At 63.6% G+C, this 18948-nt stretch carries 18 protein-coding genes and 1 tRNA gene; 8 read left to right on the top strand and 11 right to left on the bottom strand.

The features are described from left to right. Window positions 1-22 precede the first annotated feature (22 nt). Genes folD through KBY58_RS08105 form a run of 4 tightly spaced genes read left to right on the top strand, consistent with a single transcriptional unit; the run spans window position 23 to window position 3834 of the window. The gene (folD, locus tag KBY58_RS08120) at window positions 23-901 is read left to right on the top strand and encodes a bifunctional methylenetetrahydrofolate dehydrogenase/methenyltetrahydrofolate cyclohydrolase FolD (RefSeq protein ID WP_255003862.1); all 879 of its coding nucleotides are present in this window, start codon (window positions 23-25) and stop codon (window positions 899-901) included. Window positions 902-944: 43 nt separating this feature from the next. Continuing rightward, complete coding sequence (gene crtE, locus KBY58_RS08115; RefSeq protein WP_255003861.1) at window positions 945-1847, top strand: geranylgeranyl diphosphate synthase CrtE; 903 nt, start codon at window positions 945-947, stop codon at window positions 1845-1847. Beyond that, on the top strand, window positions 1844-2389 hold the full coding sequence (locus KBY58_RS08110; protein WP_254932961.1) for a divergent PAP2 family protein: 546 nt from the start codon (window positions 1844-1846) through the stop codon (window positions 2387-2389). Before crtE ends, KBY58_RS08110 begins: the two co-directional genes overlap by 4 nt. Next, on the top strand, window positions 2389-3834 hold the full coding sequence (locus tag KBY58_RS08105; RefSeq protein WP_409995735.1) for an ATP-dependent RecD-like DNA helicase: 1446 nt from the start codon (window positions 2389-2391) through the stop codon (window positions 3832-3834). Before KBY58_RS08110 ends, KBY58_RS08105 begins: the two co-directional genes overlap by 1 nt. Here the strand turns inward: KBY58_RS08105 and KBY58_RS08100 are convergent. From KBY58_RS08100 to KBY58_RS08070, 7 genes are all read right to left on the bottom strand, one after another. Continuing rightward, window positions 3831-4538 carry a GAP family protein gene (locus KBY58_RS08100; RefSeq protein WP_255003858.1) on the bottom strand — a complete coding sequence of 236 codons (708 nt, stop codon included), beginning with the start codon at window positions 4536-4538 and terminating at the stop codon, window positions 3831-3833. The two genes, KBY58_RS08105 and KBY58_RS08100, sit on opposite strands and share 4 nt — an antisense overlap. Further along, window positions 4538-5176, bottom strand: coding sequence for a histidine phosphatase family protein (locus tag KBY58_RS08095; RefSeq protein ID WP_255003857.1), 639 nt, complete (start codon window positions 5174-5176; stop codon window positions 4538-4540). Before KBY58_RS08095 ends, KBY58_RS08100 begins: the two co-directional genes overlap by 1 nt. Beyond that, window positions 5173-5547: an acylphosphatase gene (locus KBY58_RS08090; RefSeq protein ID WP_254932965.1), complete on the bottom strand. Its 375-nt coding sequence runs from the start codon at window positions 5545-5547 to the stop codon at window positions 5173-5175. The genes KBY58_RS08095 and KBY58_RS08090 overlap by 4 nt, the downstream gene beginning before the upstream one ends. Further along, on the bottom strand, window positions 5472-6920 hold the full coding sequence (locus tag KBY58_RS08085) for a cobyrinate a,c-diamide synthase (protein ID WP_255003855.1): 1449 nt from the start codon (window positions 6918-6920) through the stop codon (window positions 5472-5474). Before KBY58_RS08085 ends, KBY58_RS08090 begins: the two co-directional genes overlap by 76 nt. Before the next feature lie 7 nt (window positions 6921-6927). After that, window positions 6928-8226, bottom strand: coding sequence for a glucose-6-phosphate dehydrogenase assembly protein OpcA (locus KBY58_RS08080; protein WP_255003854.1), 1299 nt, complete (start codon window positions 8224-8226; stop codon window positions 6928-6930). Window positions 8227-8263: 37 nt separating this feature from the next. Continuing rightward, on the bottom strand, window positions 8264-9787 hold the full coding sequence (gene zwf, locus KBY58_RS08075; protein WP_255003853.1) for a glucose-6-phosphate dehydrogenase: 1524 nt from the start codon (window positions 9785-9787) through the stop codon (window positions 8264-8266). Between the two features lie 174 nt (window positions 9788-9961). After that, the gene (locus tag KBY58_RS08070; protein WP_255003852.1) at window positions 9962-11140 is read right to left on the bottom strand and encodes an FAD-binding oxidoreductase; all 1179 of its coding nucleotides are present in this window, start codon (window positions 11138-11140) and stop codon (window positions 9962-9964) included. Between the two features lie 202 nt (window positions 11141-11342). On the opposite strand from KBY58_RS08070, the gene KBY58_RS08065 reads away from it, so the two are divergent. Next, a complete protein-coding gene (locus KBY58_RS08065; RefSeq protein ID WP_254933967.1) occupies window positions 11343-11828 on the top strand; it encodes an SRPBCC family protein in 486 nt (161 codons plus the stop codon). A 33-nt stretch (window positions 11829-11861) separates the two neighbouring features. On the opposite strand, the gene KBY58_RS08060 is transcribed toward KBY58_RS08065, so the two are convergent. Both KBY58_RS08060 and KBY58_RS08055 read right to left on the bottom strand, forming a co-directional pair. Continuing rightward, a tRNA-Glu gene (locus KBY58_RS08060) sits at window positions 11862-11934 on the bottom strand. 68 nt (window positions 11935-12002) lie between these two features. Next, the gene (locus tag KBY58_RS08055; protein ID WP_255003872.1) at window positions 12003-13190 is read right to left on the bottom strand and encodes a histidine kinase; all 1188 of its coding nucleotides are present in this window, start codon (window positions 13188-13190) and stop codon (window positions 12003-12005) included. A gap of 92 nt (window positions 13191-13282) precedes the next feature. On the opposite strand from KBY58_RS08055, the gene KBY58_RS08050 reads away from it, so the two are divergent. Genes KBY58_RS08050 through pepN form a run of 3 tightly spaced genes read left to right on the top strand, consistent with a single transcriptional unit; the run spans window position 13283 to window position 17134 of the window. Beyond that, window positions 13283-13891, top strand: coding sequence for a hypothetical protein (locus KBY58_RS08050; protein WP_255003851.1), 609 nt, complete (start codon window positions 13283-13285; stop codon window positions 13889-13891). Window positions 13892-13900: 9 nt separating this feature from the next. Further along, window positions 13901-14422 (top strand): cAMP phosphodiesterase, encoded by a 522-nt coding sequence (locus KBY58_RS08045; RefSeq protein WP_255003849.1) that lies wholly within the window; start codon window positions 13901-13903, stop codon window positions 14420-14422. A gap of 18 nt (window positions 14423-14440) precedes the next feature. Continuing rightward, window positions 14441-17134, top strand: coding sequence for an aminopeptidase N (gene pepN, locus KBY58_RS08040; RefSeq protein ID WP_255003848.1), 2694 nt, complete (start codon window positions 14441-14443; stop codon window positions 17132-17134). A gap of 24 nt (window positions 17135-17158) precedes the next feature. On the opposite strand, the gene KBY58_RS08035 is transcribed toward pepN, so the two are convergent. Both KBY58_RS08035 and prs read right to left on the bottom strand, forming a co-directional pair. Continuing rightward, the gene (locus KBY58_RS08035) at window positions 17159-18385 is read right to left on the bottom strand and encodes a glycoside hydrolase family 10 protein (protein ID WP_409995734.1); all 1227 of its coding nucleotides are present in this window, start codon (window positions 18383-18385) and stop codon (window positions 17159-17161) included. 17 nt (window positions 18386-18402) lie between these two features. Beyond that, on the bottom strand, window positions 18403-18948 hold a 546-nt coding region (gene prs, locus KBY58_RS08030; protein ID WP_255003847.1), incomplete at its 5' end, for a ribose-phosphate diphosphokinase.

Below are 18948 nucleotides of genomic sequence, written 5' to 3'. Positions count from 1 at the left end.
GAGATAGATACGCCCCATCGCCATGGCCATCCGATTTGACGGCCGCCAGCTGGCTGCCGAAATTGAAGGCCGCCTCCAGCTCGCCATCGCCGAACGCCTCGGCCAGGCAGGCAGACCGCCAGGTCTGGCGGTTTTGCGGGTGGGGGACGATCCGGCCAGCGGGGTCTATGTGGCGAATAAGGAGAAGGCTTGCCTGCGCATTGGTATCACCAACCATGGCGCCCATCTGCCCGCCTCCACACCGGCGGCCGAGCTATTGGCCACGGTTGAGAGGCTCAACCTGGACCCCTTGGTCGACGGGATTTTGTTGCAGTTGCCCCTGCCCGCGGGCCTCGACCAGGGCCCCCTGTTGGCCGCCATCGATCCAGCCAAGGATGCAGATGGTCTCCACACCTTGAATTTGGGCCACCTGCTCAAGGGGGAACCGGGTCCGCGCAGCTGCACCCCCGCAGGCGTAATGGCCCTTTTGGCCCGCTACGGAATTGGGCTGGCTGGCAAGCGGGCCGTGGTGGTGGGGCGCAGCATTTTGGTGGGCCAACCCATGGCCCTAATGCTGCAAGCCGCTGGGGCCACAGTCAGCGTGGCCCATTCCCGCACCACCGATTTGGCGGGTCTTACCCGTCAGGCGGATGTGCTGGTGGTGGCGGCCGGCCGGCCCCAGATGGTGGGAGCCGAGCATGTCAAGCCAGGGGCTGCGGTGGTGGATGTGGGCATTCACCGCACCGCAGCGGGCCTCTGCGGGGATGTGCGTTTTACGGAGGTGGAGCCGATCGCCAGCGGCATCACCCCGGTGCCCGGAGGTGTGGGCCCGATGACCGTGACGATGTTGCTCGTGAACACCTTTGCCAGCTGGTGTGCCCACAACGGCCTGGATAACCCTTTGGCAGACCTATTGCCTTGATGGGGCTAGCGCCTGAGAGAATCGCGCCAGATCTCCGGCTCCCATGACCGCGGCGGTGACTACCCCGTTCGATTTCGCCGCCTACCTCGAGGCGGCGCGGCTCCAGGTGGAGGCGGCCCTGGACGCATCCCTCGGGCCGGAGCGGCCCGAGAGCCTGCGGGAATCAATGCGTTATTCCCTGCTGGCGGGCGGCAAGAGGTTGCGGCCAATTCTGTGCCTGGCGGCCTGTGAGCTGGCGGGTGGCAGCAGGGAGCAGGCCCTTCCCACGGCGCTGGCCCTGGAGATGGTCCACACGATGTCGCTGATCCACGACGATCTGCCGGCCATGGACAACGACGATCTACGCCGGGGGATGCCCACCAACCACAAGGTTTTCGGCGATGCCAATGCCATTTTGGCCGGTGATGCCCTGCTGACCCGGGCCTTCGAGATGGTGGCCCTGCGCAGCCCCGGCGTGCCCAGCGAACGGTTGCTGGCGGTGGTTGGCGAGTTGAGCCTCGCCTCCGGCGCCCCTGGCCTGGTGGGCGGCCAGGTGGTGGATTTGGAATCGGAGGGTAAGGAGGTCGACCTCGAGACCCTGGAATACATCCACCTCCACAAAACAGGTGCCCTATTGAGGGCCTGCGTGCTTTGCGGGGCGATCATTGCGGGCGCTTCCGAGGAGCTGCTGGCTGCCCTGGGCACCTACGCCAAGGGGATTGGGCTCGCCTTCCAGATCATCGACGACATTTTGGATGTCACCGCCAGCAGTGATGTGCTCGGGAAAACCGCCGGCAAGGATCTCACCGCCGATAAAACCACCTATCCCAAGCTGTTGGGCCTGGAGGCTTCCCGCCAGCGGGCCGATGATTTAGTCGCTGGGGCCAAGGCGGCCCTGGAGCCATGGCGGGAGACAGCAGCACCCCTGCTAGCCCTAGCTGACTACATAACGAGTCGCGATCGATGAGCGTTTCAGTGGATGGCCATGGTTTGGTCGCGGTTTTAGACAATGGTGTGCTGGCCTGGGGTTTGGCGGCCTGCGGCCTGGCTCAGTTCTCCAAATTGTTGATTGAGTTGGTGGTGCATCGGCGCTGGCGACCGGAGGTGCTGGTGGAAACCGGTGGCATGCCCTCGAGCCACTCGGCCCTGCTTACGGGCACCGCCGCGGGTTTGGGCTGGCAGGTGGGTTTCGACGATCCCCTTTTTGCCCTGGCGGCCACCATGTGTTTTGTGGTGCTCTACGACGCCAGCGGCGTGCGCCGGGCAGCAGGCCTTACCGCAGCTCGGGTCAATTTGCTGCAGGCCAATTTGCGCGGGGATGGCGGCAGTGGTGGCGAGGCGAATCCGCCTGGGGAGCCAGAGGAGAAGCCCCTCAAGGAAAACCTTGGCCACACCCGCCTAGAAGTGCTGGTGGGCAGCCTGATCGGCCCCCTGGTTGCCCTGCCGGGCTTGGTATTGCTTGGCTCGCCCCTGCATTTGGTCCGGGCCCTGTTTGCCCCTGTGGCGTGATCGGGAGCGACCCCCAGCTCACCACCGATCAGGAGGCGGCCGTTCAAGCTTTTCAGGCCTGGTTGGCCCTGCCGCCTGATGGCATGCCGTTTGTGCTGAGCGGCTATGCCGGCACGGGAAAAACCTTCCTGTCGATGCGCTTATTGGCCCAGGTGGAGGCCGCCGGACTCTGTTGGACCGTGGTGGCCCCCACCCATAAGGCCGTGGGGGTGCTGCGCCAACACCTGTCCATGGCGGGGCTCAAGGCCACCTGGTTTCCCTCCACCATCCATCGGCTGCTGCGGCTCAAGCTCAAACGCCAGGGCGATCTGGAGCGCTGCGAGGAAACCGAGCAAACGGCCATGGCCCTTGAGCACCTGGGGCTGGTGCTGATTGATGAGGCCTCGATGGTCGATAGCGCCCTGTTGGAGATTGTGCTGCGCTGTGCCCACTTCTTTCGGGCCCGGCTGGTTTTTGTGGGGGATCCGGCCCAATTGCCGCCCGTGGGGGAACCCCATAGCCCGGTGTTTGGCCTCGGCCGTGCCCAGCAGGTCCAGCTCACCCAGGTGGTGCGTCACCAGGGCCCGGTGTTGCGGTTGGCCACGGGGCTTAGGCAGGGGGCCCTGCCCTGCCGCCGTCCCCCGACCATGGCGCCGGTTAGCACCGGGGAGGGGATGGTGGCCCTGCTTGATCGCTCCGCCTGGCTATCGGCGGCCCAGGCGGCCCTGCGCCGCAGTGCCGAGACCGACAACCCTGATCTGGTGCGCATTCTTTGCTACACCAACCGTTCCCTGGAGCAGCTCGTGCCGATTGCCCGGCGGGCCCTGCACGGCGAAATGGCCGATCAGTTGGCCGTGTTGCCAGGGGAAGTATTGATTACCCGCACGGCCGTGATGGCGCCCGCTTGCCGTGAGGGGGAGGATGCAGGCGAAGAACCAGACATGTTGTTGGGCTCCAACCGGGAGCTGGTGGTCAGGGATGTGGCGCCCGAGAGCTGCGATCTGGCCGACTTTGGCTTGGCCGCCTTGCCGGGGATTGGGGTGCCCGTGATTGAGACGCTCAATGTCTCGGTGGAGGCTGGCGATGCCCAGCTCACCCTGCGCCTGCTTCCCCCATTGGGCTCCCAGGCCCGCCAGGCCCTGGATGCGGTGTTAGCCCGCCTACGCCAGCTGGCCAAGGAGGCGGGCAAGCAGGATGGCAAGCCCATCTGGCGCCGCTTTTTCCTGGTGCGTGATGCCTTTGCCTCGCTCGGGCCGGCGGCGGTGCTCACCGTGCATCGAAGCCAGGGCAGCACCTTTGGCGAAGTGTTTGTGGATGGAGATGTGTTTTGGCCCGCCGATTTGGTGCTGCGTCGCCAATTGGTCTACGTGGCGGTGAGCCGTGCCAGCCAGGCCGTGACCCTGATGGCGGCTGGGGCCCCGGCCGATCGCCAAATTTGGCAGGAGTGGATGCGGGTTGATACCTAGATCTGTAACCCCCCTATGCCCTGCCAGCCCAGGTAGCCGGCCAGGGCCACACTCACCAGCCCCACCAGCAGATCCCCCTTGGCAAACAGCCAGCTTTTGGCCTTCTCAAGTAGGGGCTGGCAGCGGTCCTTGCCAAGCACCAGCAGTACCAGTAGGGGGGTGATCAGGAGCGAACCGCTCACCAGGCTGAAAAGGCCAGTGGCCAGCAGTTCCTGGCCCTTGCCGAGGTTGGCCGAGAGCAGGCTGCCGGCACTTTTTGCAAATAGGAATAGGTCGTCTGGGCTGGCCACCTCCAGCAGGCCGCTGAGGCCGATTAACAGCGGCAGGGGCATGGCACAAAATTTTTCGAGCTTGCTGGTCCATCCCGGCGGGCCCGTTTCCTCCTTGGTGTTGAGCAGCTCCTTGAGGCCTAGCCCCAACAGGGCGCCTGCCGCAAGAAGATCCAGGCCGGTGCGGTGGCTGCTGCCCTTATCCATGGTGAGCAGTAGGCCATGGCCAAGGCTGAGCAGCAGGGTCACGGCCAGGACAGCGGTGGCTAGCCAACCCAGCACAAACCAGCCGCCCCGTTGCAGGGGCTTGGGGCCCAGCAGCAGCAGCAGCAACACGCCGATGTGAATGGGGGAAAAGCCAATGGCAACTCCGAAGGCCGAAAGCTCAGCCAGCAGGGCGGCAAGCCCGCTGGCGGCGGTTTGTGGATCTCCCATCAATTACCTGTCTGAATCGGTGCATTCCAGCGAAGAATCGCCGGTTGTTGCCGCTCATATCCCACCACACTCAGGGTGGCGGTGGCCAGGGTGAGCAGGGCACCACCTGGCACCCCCAGGCCCAGCCAGGTGCCGGCCAGGCTGCGCAGGATATGGCCGTGGGCCACTAGGGCCACCTTGGTGGGCTGGTGGCTTGCCTGGTCTGCAGCCCCTGCTGCGTTGGCGTCGGCATTGGCGATGGCTTGGGCCAGGTCAATTACCCGCTGGCAACGCTCCGCAACGGCTGCCATGGTTTCTCCCTCGGGGCAGCCGTGGCTCCAGATTGTCCAATCAGGCACTGATTGGCGGATGGTTGCGGTGGTTATGCCTTCATAGGTTCCGTAGTCCCATTCCTGGAGATCCGGGCAGACCTGGGCGAGCGGGCCCAGGCCAGCCAGCTCAGCGGTGCGCTGGGCCCGTTGCAGCGGACTGACCAACACCGCGGCGAAGCGCTGCTTGGCAAGGACGGGGGCCAGGCGCCTGGCCTCCTCCTCTCCTTCGGGTAGCAAGGGCAAATCGGTGCGGCCGGTATGGCGACCGTTCAGGGCCCAGGCCGTGGCGCCATGGCGCACTAACCACAGCTCAAGACTTGTGTTCAAGAGCGCACCTCAAACCAATCGGAGCCGGAGGGACTGATCTGGCTGACAGAAACACCGCTAACAACCGCTGCGGCCGGACCGGTTTCGCACCAGATACGCAGTTCGGTGAGGTCTTGAACCAACCCTTCTGCTTCCACTTCCACCGAGCCATCGGCCAGGTTTTTCACCCAGCCGCTCAGGCCCAGGTCCTTGCTGCGGGTTAGGCAGCAGGCCCGATAGCCGACCCCCTGCACCTGCCCCTGCACGAGTAGCCGCCAGCGCTCTTTGACAACGATTGGCTTGCTTTGGTGGGGGGCTAGGAAGCGCCGTTCGTTGGCAGCGTCGCGCAGCGCCTTGAGGCGGCGGCCAGCCTCGACGGAATCACCGGGCATCCAGCCCAGTGGAGATGCAGCCAGCTGGCGTGCACGTTCGGCGCTGTCCATCCTTCCCTCCTTGGCGAGCATCCCCATCCTTCAAGCTGCCATAGCTCTTCAAAATTGGCCACGGCATCGATAGGTTTGGCTACAGGGGCTAGCTGCCAGCGGTGAAATTCATGGCCCACAAATTGCTCGCCGCGGCGCACCACTAGGCCATCGGCATCGGCGCTGGCCTGCCGATAGCCCAGGCTCAGGGCCCCCTTTTTTGCCTGAAAGGGCAGCACCCCTGCCATCGGGTGAAGAGTTCCGTCGGGATCTTCCAGGCCCTGGCCCAGCAGTAGTAGGCCCCCACATTCGGCAAGCACCGGCAGGCCCATGCGGACGGCCCTTGCCAGATCCTTGAGGCTGCGCCGGCTGGCCGCCAGCTGGGGGGCGTGGAGTTCGGGGTAGCCCCCTGGCAGCAGCACCCCCTGGCAGCCAGGGGGCAGGGGTTCATCGGCCAAGGGGCTCCAGGCAATGGGCTCGACCCCCAGGGCTTCCAACAATTCGCCAGCTTCTGGATAGCGAAAATGGAAGGCCGAATCGCTGGCAATCGCCAGGGGCAGCCCTGGGGCGGATGTCGATCCCGTGGGCGATCCCGTGGACAGGGTTGGGGTCGGTTGGAGGCCCGAAAGGCACCAGGCAATCGGGTGCTCTTCATGCCGGGCAGCGGCTGGCGCCATTAGGGGCAGCAGGGCTTCTAAATCGAGATGTTGTTCCGCCAACGAGGCCCATTGCTCCTGGCGCTCGGCCAGATCGGCCAACTCCCCCGGTGGCAGCAGGCCCAGGTGGCGCGATGGCAGGGCCAGGGACAGGTGGTGGGGCAAGACCCCCAACAGGGGCACTTCAATGGCTTGGAGCGCTTCGCTGAGCAGGGCCTGGTGGCGCTCGCTGCCGACCCGATTGAGCACCACGCCGGCCAGGGCCACCTGGGGCGGACCATGGTCCCGAAAGCCCCGCACCAGGGCGGCCAGGGAGCCCGCTTGCCTGGAGGCCTCCACCACCAGCACCACGGGCAGTTGCAGTAGGTCGGCAATCGCCGCAGAACTGCCCTCACTGCTGGGGCCGCGGCCATCAAACAGACCCATTACCCCTTCAACCAGGGTGAGGTCGGCCTGGCTGCTGTGCCAGTGGAAGCTGCGTTGCACCCATTCCTCGGGACACAGCAGGGTGTCGAGATTGCGGCAGGGCCGACCGCTGACCTGGCTGAGGAGCTGGGGGTCGAGATAGTCGGGACCAACCTTGAATGTTTGCAGCCCCAAGCCCCTTTTCCGGCAGAGGGCCGCCAGGCTCAGGCTCAATAGGGTTTTGCCGCTACCACTGCTGGGAGCGGCGATCAGGCAGGCCATGGGCTGCTCAGTGGGGCAGCAGCTTGGCGGCTAGGGGAGCTGCTGCCGCCAGCAATGGGCTGGTGGAGTCGTGGCTGCCTGAGAGCAGCCTGGCCATTTCCATTTCCTCGCTCTCGTTGGGGAGGGGCACTACTTCCTCCGCCAATTGCATGCTGGCCATGCCCCCCGATTCCAGGCGCATGCAGCCGCCCGATTCGGAACAGAGGATCACGCAGAGGGGGGAACCCTGGCTGCTCTGGCAGATCAGCCGCAGGCCCACCATGGCCCCCGGATGGGTTTTGGGCACGCCTACGGGCACAGTCATTTGGCGGAAGCGCACGGTCTGGCCGTCGCTGCGTTCAAATTCGGCGCCGATGCCCTGGCCTGGGCCATCGCAATCCACTTCGTAGCTCGACACCAGGTGCCAGCCCAGTCGATCCGCTAGCCAGGCCGCCAGCAGCAGCCCCTTGACGGGGTTATTACCTTCCACGTCTAGGTCGAGCTGCACCACATGGTTTAGGTCGTCGCGCCTAGACGGCGGGTCAAACACCATCGCCAGCGATTCGCGCCAACTGCGCAGCCGTAGCCAGTTGAGGTCGTTGATCGGCTGGCCCGCATTGATCCGGGCCACCAGCAGGTCGAGGCAGCTCCGCGGATCACCTAGGGAGGAATCCACCACCAGGCGCCGCTGGCCCGTAGCCAGGGCTGCCATCACCTCGGGGGCCTCGTCGAGGCTGCTGTTCCACCACACCCAGCAGGGCAGGTCTGCAGCGATTAGGGGTTGCACTAGATCCAGGCTTTGGCTGAGGGTGCCGCTGCCGCCCCGCAGCACCACCACATCGCCGCAGGCGGACCCGCCCGAGCCCTCATCGGGGAGCGGGCAATAGGCCGCCACCAGGGTTTCTAGGGGCTTGTTGCCATCCAGGGTGGGGGCCAGGGTGATTAACCGCCGGGGCATGTGGGCGCTGATGGCTCCCTCCACAAACTGACCCCGCAGATCCTCTGCGCGGTGATTGCCAGCGAGGTTGCCGATCGCCCAGGCCAGCTGGGGATCCATAGGCGCGGTGCTGAGGGGCAGGTTGCAGGCGCCCGCCGCCGCCCGGGCAGCCTCCAGTACCGGTTCGTTGAGCAGTCCTGTGATCGGCCCATCCAGGCGTCCGCAGCGCACCAGCTGCTGCTCCAGCCAAGCCCCCTCCCACACCACCAGGGTGAAGGTGGCGGCGCCTGGGGAGCTGTCCAGGTCCTTGCTCCAAAGGCTCTCCAGGTAGCTGGAGACCTCGGACGGGGGCAGGGCCAGGGGGGGCTGGAGGGTTAGCTGGGTCGACATGCTGGCTAGGACGGAATTGGGACTGAATTAGGGAGACCTAGGGACGACGCCAGGCCAGGCCGTCTTCGGCCAGCAGGTTGTCGGCGGCGGCGGGTCCCCAGGTGCGGGCTTCGTAGGGGTAAACGGGCAGCTGGGCTGGCGAGTCTTCGATCAGCTCCAGCAGGGGCGTATAGAGCCGCCAAGCGGCTTCCACCTCGTCGTTGCGGGTGTAGAGGGTGGGATCGCCCAGCATGGCGTCGGCCAGTAGGCGCACATAGCCCTCATCCGAGGGCTCGCCAAAGCTCTCGTCGTAGGAGAAGGACATGTCCACCGGCCGGCTGCGCATGCCCGAGCCGGGGGCCTTCACCTCAAATTTGAACTCCGCGCCCTCATCGGGCTGGATCCTCAGGATCAACTGGTTGGAGATGGGGGCTCCACCGGCGGCATCAAACAGGTGGACCGGCGCCTCCCGGAAGGTGAGCACCACCTCACTGAGCCGTTTTGGCAGCATTTTTCCGGTGCGCAGGTAGAAGGGCACCCCCTGCCAGCGCCAATTGTTGATGAACAGCTTCATCGCCAGGTAGGTCTCGGTGGTGCTCTCCGGATTGACGCCGGGTTCCTGGCGGTAGCCGGCGATTGGTTGGCTCTTGGAGCCACCGGGGCCGTACTGGCCGCGCACGCAACATTTCCAGGGTTCAGCCTCATTGGCCAGCCGGGCCGCCTGCAGCACCTTGGCCTTCTCGTTGCGCATCGATTCGGGATCAAAGCGGCCGGGGGCCTCCATCGTGATCAGGGCCAACATCTGGGTGAGGTGGTTTTGGACCATGTCCCGCAGGGCGCCACTGGATTCGTAGTAGCCGGCCCGCTCCTCCACCCCCACCGTTTCGGCGGCAGTGATCTGCACGCTGGAGATGTAGTTGCGATTCCAGATCGGCTCAAAAATGGTGTTGGCAAAACGCATCACCAGGATGTTCTGGACCGTTTCCTTACCGAGGTAATGGTCGATCCGGAAGATCTGGTTTTCCTGGGCGCTGGCCTGCACCACCCGGTTGAGCTCCTGGGCGCTGCCATAGTCGCGGCCGAAGGGTTTTTCGATCACCACCCGGCTGCGGCTCGGGTCGCTCAGGAGCCCGGCGGCGGCGAGGGAACGGCAGCCGCTGCCATAGAAATTCGGCGATACCGAAAGGTAAAAAGTGCGGTTGCCCCTGGTGGCCCGCAGCCGATCAATCACTTCGAGCCGTTGACCTAGGCGCACCACCGAGGGCGGATCCTCCAGGTCCACCGGTTCGTAAAACAGCCCTGCGGCGAATTGTTCCCAGGCCACGGGGTGCTCGGCCACCTCGGCGGCCAGGGCTTCGCCCATGCGACTGCGAAATTCCTCGTCGCTCCAGGGCCGGCGGGCACAGCCCAACACCGCAAATTCACTGGGCAGGCGCCGCTGTCGAAACAGTTCAAACAGGGCGGGGATCAGCTTGCGGTGGGTCAGGTCACCACTGGCGCCAAAAATCACCAGGCACTGGGGTGAAATCACCCGCTCCTGCCGAAGGCCGATCCGGAGTGGATTGGTCAAGACCGCCGACATGGGTGGTTCTGCGGCTATTGCCTACTGATATGTGGAGGCTGGCCCCAACTACCTGGTTCGTCCATGTTTGTGACGGTTTCCCAGGTTTCTTTGGGGCTGTGTAGGCAATTGCCAACAAAAAAGCCCGCCTTGGGGGCGGGCCGGGGATTTGCTGGGCTGAAAAGCCTCGCTAAATCAATAGGTTTCCACGTGCCAGCGGTCGGCTTTTTTAAGGGCTGGCCGCAGTTCTGCCCAGTTCAGGCCCTTGGCGGCGGCGGCGGTGGTCATCGCCTCGTCGATGCCGGGCTCCATGCCCCTCAGTCCACACATGTAGGCGTGGGTTTTGGGATCTTCGATTAAGGCGAAGATTTCATCGGCGTTTTCGCTGACCCGGTCCTGGATGTACATCCGGCCGCCACTGGTGTTTTGCTGCTCCCGGCTGATGGCCTTGGTGTAGCGGAAATTGTCGGGATACTCCTCGACGTATTGGTTGAAGTCGTCGTCGTAGAGGAGGTTTGCCGTGGTGGGTGAGCCCATGAACAGCCAGGCCTTGCCGCGGAATTTCCAGCCGTTTTTCTCCCGCTCGGTGGATTCGAACATCCGGCGCAGATAGGTGCGCATCGGCGCAATGCCGGTGCCCGTGGCAAACATGATCACGTTGGCCTCCTCGTCGTCGGGAAGGAGCATTTCCTTGCCCACCGGACCGGTGATTTTTACCTTGGAACCCGGTTCGATGTCGCAGAGGAAGGTGGAGCAAACGCCATTTACGGTTTCGCCGTCCTTCTCGTATTGCAGCTGGCGCACGCAGAGGGAAACCGTGTGGCCGGCCATGTTGTCGCCATGCCTTGTGCTGGCGATTGAGTAGAGACGCAGCTTGTTGGGCTTGCCGTTGGCGTCTTCGCCATCGGGAATGATGCCGATTGATTGGCCCTCCAGGTAGTGCAGCTGGGGGTCGCCACCGCTGAGGTCAAAAGTGATGTGATTGACCCGGCCAATGGCCCCTTCCGCCAGCAGGCTGTAGTTCTCGGTCACGGTGCCTAGGAAGGGATCCTTTGGCTTGTAGAGATTGACAGGAACGTTGGCGTGGGACACGGCAGCTGGTTTCGGAGGAACGGTGGAGGTTTCTGCTGGGCTATTGGCTGGTGCAATAGCCGGTGCAGTAGCTGGGGCAGGTGGCAGCTCGGCCCCAGCGGCATAGACAGCGGTAATGCGCCCACCCCGCTGGGCAACGGCTTGCATCGTGCTCTGCAGTTGGGCGAAGGCCACGCTGAGGCGGCGCTCAGCCCGGCGCTGCGTGCCTAGGCCGAAGGCTTCAACCACCACAGTGAACATGCGGCTGTCCAGTTGAGTGGCTCGACCCGTGGTTACGCGCATGCTGGATCAGACCTTAAAAAGCCGGCTGATCATAGGGAACCAGTTTTTTGGGCGGTTTCCAGGCCACCCCGGCTAAGTTTGTGATGCAGATCACCCAGGGTGATTTCCACTGGTACAACTGTTGAGCCAACCTGAAATCCCCCTGGCGGCAGCTGAGGCTTCGGATCTGGCTGCCTGTGGTTGCGACACCATCCAGCAGGAGATGGAGCGCCTGCCCCAGGGCACTCGTCGCCTGGCCGTTCAGTTGCGCTTGGCCCTCGATCCCAAATGGATCTGGGGGGTGCTGACCGATTACGCCAATTTGAGCCGTTACATCCCCAACCTGGCCTCCTCTCGCCAGCTTTGGCGCCGCGGCAACAGGGTGGGCCTGGAGCAGGTGGGCACCCAGAAATTTTGTGGCCTGCGCTTCAGCGCCAAGGTGGAGCTGGAGCTTGAGGAGGATCGGGAGGCTGGTCTGCTGCGTTTCAGCATGCGCCAGGGTGATTTTCGCCGTTTCGAAGGCAGTTGGCAGATCAGTGCCCTACCCCAGGGGGACAGCCAGCTCAGCAGCCTGGTTTATGAACTGACGGTGCAGGGCCGTCCTGGCATGCCGATCGGCATCATTGAGCAACAACTGCGCGAAGACCTGGCCAGCAACCTGCGGGCCGTTCAAAAGGAAGCCCAGCGTCGGGCCCTCAAGGCTCGATAGCCAGTTTCGAGAAACTGGACCAGCTCAAATCAATACCCCCAAGGGGATTCGAACCCCTGTCGCCTCCGTGAAAGGGAGGTGTCCTAGGCCTCTAGACGATGGGGGCGAGGCCACAACAACCAAGTGGGTACCGGGCTTTTGGCCTGGCTCTCACGGGCGTTGATGTGTTGAACGCTACGGGTCCGCGGCACCCTTCGTCAAGGCGCGCCCCTCCGGACTGGGCGATACCTGGCCATTCCAAACCGGCACGGTGAAGTGGAAACAGGCTCCCTTGCCCATTTCCGAGTCGACCCAAATGCGGCCACCGTGGACCTTGGCAATGCGGCGGCACACCGACAGCCCCACCCCAAATCCCGAGGTGGTGCTTGAGGTTTGCGGCAGCCGAACCCGGTCTAGGAAAATCCTGTCGTGTTCGTTTTTGGGGATGCCAGGCCCCGTGTCGCAAATGCCCACCTGGACCCATTGATCGGTGCGGTGCAGCATCGTCAACTTCACCTGCCCCCCCTCCGGGGTGAATTTGAGGGCGTTCTCAAGCAGGTTGAGTAGTACCTGGCGCAGGCGGCGTTGGTCCCCAAAGACATCTGGGAGATCGGCTGGGATGTCCGTGACCATGGCCAGATCGCGGCCCACCCAGAGCTTTTCAATCTCGAGGATTGCCTCAGCCGCCACCCTGCCCAGGTGCAGCCTTTGGGGGTTGAAGAGGGTTTCCCAGCGGGTGGTGCCCACCTCCAATAAATCCTTGGAGAGGGCCTCCATGTCGTCGAAGCGCCGGTTGACTACATCGCTGAAGCGGGCCGCATCGATTTGGCCCAGTTGGTGGCTTTGCAGGGCCAACTTTGCGGCGGTGAGCGGCGTGCGCAGTTCGTGGGCCACCATCCGCAGCAGCCTTTCCTGGCCCCCTAGCCGCTCGATCAGGGTTTCGTTCTCCTGGCGGAGCACCAGCAGCTGATCTTCCAGTTGAACCTCCCTTTGGGTGCGGCTGCCATCGATTTCAGGGGGCCTCAGGCTCATGCCCAGGCCCGTTACGGCCTCAACCTGTTGCCAGCGCGGCAGCCAGCTGCGCAATTTTTGGGTGAGGGCATTGCCCGCAAACACATGTTTGGGCTGGGGCTCGAGCTTCACCAGGGCCGGGGTGGCCACGAGCCGGTGCAGTTCGAGTAACTCCGGTTGCTGGGCCGGATCGGCGATCTCCAGGGAGACCGTGAAACCGCAATCGCCTGTTTTGAGGAAGTGGAGCAGGTTGCGCACATCTGGGCTGGCCAGGTGATATCTGGTGGCCACCAGCAGTAGACGCAGCTCCTGGCGCTCCCCTTCCTGCTCTGGATCGGGAAGACCTACGGGGCCAGATGTGGTGTTTGCGATCACCTCGACACCTTATGGGATTTCGGGCGGTTTTCCCTGGCCCCGCTATGACAGAAGGGAACTGACCTAAATCGCCCAAGGGCGCCAATGCCATGGGCCCGAACCAAGAAGTTTCCACCGATCTTTTCCACCGCAAGCCCCCCTCTGGAACCCCGGCTGGAGGCCCATCTGTAGTTGGGGCCGCCGCTCCACGCAGCCGGATCCAGTTGGATTCCAATTTGAAGCGCTGGTTTGCCCGCAGCCTCGGCCTTTGGCGTTCCCGTCGGCTGTATTTCTTTGCCGATGGCGAGGACCTGCGCGTCGACATGATGCTGCGGGTGGAGATCTTCAGCGAGCCCGTGGAAGGCGATGCCGCCTACCGATTCAGCTGGTGGCCCGAGCAGGATTTGGAGTTCTTTGATAAAAAGCCCCGCTTCGTGCCCAACGGCAGCATGGAGGCGTACCTCTGCGGCCATCAGTTGCAGCGCCGTAGTGGCTATCTCGACTGCACCTCAAATACGAGCCAGATCCGCCAAGTGGATGAGCATGAGCAGATCTTTGAGACCCGCTATGGGGGATACGACATCCTTGAGCACGTAAGGCTTTTGGACCAGGACCGTTACCGCTCCCGCTCGATTCACAGCTGGAAGGAGGGGGTTTTGGATCTTGCGGAAATCCACCATGAAATCCGGGTGGAGGAGGCTGGACCACCCCTGGCCTGATGCAGCAGCATGGGGGCACCCGAATCCCTTGCCTTGATCTCCCTGCTGCGTCGCTGCCGGCCCAATTTGGCCGCTTCCCTGCTGGTGGTCCCGCTTCTGGCCCTTCCCCTGCTGGGGCTGCCCCTTTTGATGTTCCAGGCCCCCGCGCAGGCGGCCCCCGGCCAGGCTGAGGTTGCTGGGGCACCGGCCACCGAGGCGGATATGAATCTCTATACCCGTATTGCGGCAGTGAATGTATGCATCGCCCGCGGGGCCGGGGTGGAGTTTGACAAGGCGGTGGGCATTGCCGGTGAAACCATTGCCCAGCTGATTTTGGGCCAGCACGGCGGCTCGATTGCCCAGGTGGGCCCCAGCCCCCTAACCATTGATCAGTTGCGCAAGGGCTCGATCAATTCGGCGGTTTTGGGGGCGGTGGAGATTTGCCCCAAGGAGGTGCCAGCCGATGTAATTGCGAAGGTGCAGGCGGCCCTCAAGGCCCAACAAGGGGGAACCAAGGCCCCAGCTCCTAAGACCCCAGCCACCAAAAAGTAATTCTCTTTTCCCCCACCCATGGCCCCAGTGCGCCTAGCTGATTACCGCCCGGCGCCATTTCTGCTCGAGCGAACGGACCTCACGGTCCAGCTTTTTGAGGAGCAAACCCTGGTGCAGGCCGAGCTGGCCCTGTTGCCCAACCCCCTGGGCCTGCGGGCGCCCCTGCAGCTGCAGGGGGTGGGGCTGGAGCTGCTGGAGCTGGCCGTTGATGGCCAAGCCCTGGCTAGCAGCGCCTATCAAGTGGAGGCCACTCAGCTGACCCTGCTGGATCCTCCGGATCGACCCTTTGTGCTGCAAAGCAAGCTGCGGATCCATCCGGAAAACAACAGCACCTTGGAGGGCTTGTATGTAAGCGGCGGCCTATTCACCACCCAGTGCGAGGCGGAGGGCTTTCGCCGGATCACCTTCCATCCGGATCGCCCCGATCTACTCAGCCGTTTCCGGGTGCGGATTGAGGCGGACCTGGCCAGCTGCCCGGTGCTGCTTTCCAACGGCAACTGCATCGAAACCGGCGAGCTGGCTCCCGATCCGGCCAGGGGCGCAGGGCGCCACTACGCCGTCTGGGACGACCCCTTCCCCAAGCCCTCCTATCTGTTTGCCCTGGTGGCGGGCCAGCTGGAGGAGGTGCGCAGCAGCTTCACAACGGCGAGTGGCCGAAATGTGGCCCTGCGGATCCACGTGGAGCCCGGCGATGCACCGCTCACCACCCATGCGATGGCTTCCCTGAAGCGCTCGATGGCCTGGGATGAGCAGCGATATGGCCTGGAGTACGACCTAGATGAATTCAATATTGTTGCCGTGCGCCATTTCAACATGGGTGCGATGGAAAATAAAAGCCTAAATATCTTTAATTCAAAGCTGGTCCTGGCGGATGCTGAGACAGCCACAGACGATGAGCTTGAGCGGGTTGAAAGTGTTATCGCCCATGAGTATTTTCACAACTGGACTGGAAATCGAATCACCTGTAGGGACTGGTTTCAGCTTTCCCTAAAGGAAGGCCTAACGGTTTTTCGCGACCAGTGTTTCACCGCCGACCTGCATGGCGCAGCCATCAATCGCATTGAGAATGTTTCGATGCTGCGCAATACCCAATTCCGTGAAGATGCTGGGCCCACGGCCCACCCCGTGCAGCCCGATGCCTATCAGGCGATAGACAACTTTTACACCACCACCATCTATGAAAAGGGTTCGGAAGTAATCCGAATGCTCCATACCTTGCTCGGCGAAGAGCTATTCATGAAAGGTATGGCGCTCTATGTGCAACGCCATGACGGTACGGCCGCCACCTGCACCGAGTTTGTGCAGGCCATGGAAGATGCCTGCACTTCGGAGCCTAATTTTGATTTCTCCCAGTTCCGCCGCTGGTATCACCAGGCCGGCACCCCTGAGCTGAAGGTTCACCGCCACTGGGATGGGGAGCAGGGGGTGCTGGAGCTCCACCTGCAGCAGCACACGCCCGCCAGCGCAGGTCAACCAGACAAGCAGCCAGTTGTTATTCCCCTGGTCTTGGGCTTGGTGGGTCAGGGGGGTAGGCCCTTGCCGGTGGCCTTAGCCGGCGAAACCGCTGCAGAGGCCCGGGCTGCGGTGCTGCCCCACCATTGGGGGGAGGGCAGTCGGCTGCTGGTGGTGGATCAGGCCGACCAGCGCCTGCGCCTGGAGGGGCTGCCGCGCCAGGACCAGCCCCCGGCCCTGTCGTTGCTGCGCCAATTTTCGGCCCCGATCAAGTTGGTGATGGGTCGGACCCCAGGTGAGTTGGTCCACCTGTTGTCGTGCGATAGCGATCCGGTTTCCCGTTGGGATGCGGGCCAGCTGCTGCTGCGCCAGGCCGTTTTTGCCCGGGCCCAGGGCCACCCGGATGGCCTGCTGGAGGAGGAACTAATCGATGCCTTTGGCCATATCCTGGCCGACTCCAGCCTTTCCGAGGCCAGCCGCAGCGTCTTGCTCAGCCTCCCAGGCATGGCGGAGCTCGAGGATGTGGCAACGGCCCATGGCCAGGCCCCCGATCCCCCGGCCCTGTTTGCGGCCCTGGGGGCCTTTCAAAAGTGCTTTGGCGAAGCCCTGGCCGTGCCCCTTTTGGATGCCCTGGAACGGTGTAAGTCCGAGTGGTCCCTGGCCTGGCCGGCGGGCAATGGCGACCGCAGGCTCACCGGCCTGATCTGGCTATGGCGATCTGCCACGGGCGATGGGGCCGTGCGCCAAGCAGCCTTGGCCGCCGTGGATGGGCCCTCGATGACCCTGGCCCGCGCTGGCTTACGGGCTTTGCAGGGCCATGACTGCCCCGAGCGAGCCCAGGCCATGGCGGCTTTCTATGCCCGCTGGGAACATCGACCTGTGATTCTGGATGCCTGGTTTGGTCTGGCGGCGGCGGCCCCCTTTGCCGATGGCCTGGAGCGGGTCAGTGCCTTGCTCGAGCACCCGCGCTTTGATCCTTTTGCCCCCAATTCAATTAGGGCCGTACTGGGTGGTCTGGCGGGCAACGCACCGGTCTTCCATGCTGCCGATGGTTCGGGCTATCGCTTTATGGCTGGCCAAATTGCCCTGCTTGACCAGCGCAACCCGATCACGGCCTCCCGCATGGCCAAGGTGTTGAGTCGTTGGCAGAGCTATGGCGAAGTCCGGGGGGGGCGCATGCGTGAAGCCCTGGAACAGCTGGCCGCGGCTCCACTTTCAGCCAATACCCTGGAGGTGGTGGCCCAGTGCCTGCCGGCCTAAGGGTCTTTCAGAGGGGCAAAGCCTTCACCAGGGCAGGGCTGGCAAGACCGGTGGACTGGGGGGGCGATTGGTGGAGATGGCTTGATGAATCTGCTGGAAGGCCTGGCGGCGCAGCTCTGGACCCTCCTGGCCGGCGTGTTTGCCCCAAAGGCCCTCCCAGTAGAAATAAATCACCCCATAGCCCTGGGAAAAGGCAATTTGGACCCGCTGGCTGAGGTCATCCATGGTGCTGGTGCGACCACCAAAGCCGGCCAAGACCCCGATTTCCACCGGTATCGACCAGCCCTTCGCCTTCAGCAGGGCCGGCTGCTGCAGGTCCTTGGCAAAACCAGCTACTGAGTAGGCGTAGTTTTGGACTACCAGTTCATCGATCAGGCCCCCCAGGGCCCAGAGCTCCCAGTCCTGGAGCCAGTGGTTGTAGGCAAAACGGAAGGGGCCCGGTGAAAGGCTGACAAAGGCCTTGCGATTTCCCTTGGTCTTGAGCACCTGCCGCAGCTCCCGCAGCAGGTCGGTCAGTTGGTGGCGCCTCCAGGTCATCCAGGCCCGGTCACTGGCATTGGCCGGGGGTTCGGCCCCTGTGGCGTTGCGATAGAGCTGGCGGGTGTAGGGGTCGTAGCCCAAGCCCACCGGCCAGGCGAAGTGGTCATCGAGCTGGATGCCATCGACGTTGCAGCGTTCCACGATCTCCCTGACCAGGCCAATGAACCGTTGCCTGACGCCGGGGTGGGCTGGATTTAGCCAGGCCATTTGTTTGCCGTGCATGGCCATCGAGGTGGAACCATCGGCGGCCTGGAGCACCCACTCGGGGTTTTGCTGGACTACCGCGGCATCGGCCGGTTCCATTAGGCCGTACTCGAGCCAGGGGATCACCTGCATGCCGCGTCGATGGGCTTGGGAGGTCATCCGACAAATCGGATCAAGGTGCCCATTTGTATTGGCGTTTCCATGGCCATAGGCGTTTTCCTGGCCATGGGCCTTGGCTAGGGCCGGCTCCATCGGGGCATAGGCCGAATTGTGAAACGTGTTGCCCCGACTCCACACATTTGGGTAGAGGGTGTTGAAGCCGGCGACATCCAGTTGTTCAACGGCGCGGTCAATGCGACTGCGCTCGTAATAGAGGGGGCTCGGGCTGTTGGTTAGCCAGACGCCAATGCGTCGTGGTTGGGCCCCAGCTGCCAGCTGATGCAGAGCTGTCAGCGGCAGTAGGGCCAGCGCTAGCAGGAACCTTGGCAGCACAACCCGTTGGGGCACGTTCAGCTTTGGGTAGGTCAGCGGAACATTGAGCTCACCGAGCTCTCATCATGGATTCGCCAAATTGCTTCGCCGAGCATGTTGGCTACCGAGAGCACCTGCAATTGGGGGAAACGGCGTTCTTCCGTGAGGGGAATGCTGTTGGTGACTATTACTTCTTCAAACAGGCCCGGCTCCGAGAGACGCTCCACCGCCGGCGGTGAGAAAACCGCATGGGTGGCACAGGCCAGCACCCGGGCGGCGCCGCACTTGCGCAACAGCTTGGCGCCCTGGCAAATCGTGCCGCCGGTATCGATCATGTCGTCGATCAGCACGGCGGTTTTGCCTGCCACATCGCCAATCACCGTCAGGCTCTCGGCAATGTTGTGGGCGGAGCGGCGCTTGTCGATGATTGCCAGGGGGGCGTCGCCCAGTTTTTTTGCAAAGGCCCTGGCCCGGGCCACACCGCCGACATCGGGGGAAACCACCACAAGCTCCTTCAGGTTGCGGGTGTTGAGGTAGTCGACGAGCACGGGCGAGCCGTAGATGTGGTCGCAGGGGATGTCGAAATAACCCTGGATTTG

The organism is Cyanobium sp. HWJ4-Hawea (assembly GCF_024345815.1).
GTDB lineage: Bacteria > Cyanobacteriota > Cyanobacteriia > PCC-6307 > Cyanobiaceae > Cyanobium_A.
The sequence above is the reverse complement of the archived record's forward strand: the minus strand, read 5'-3'. Positions and strand labels throughout refer to the sequence as shown.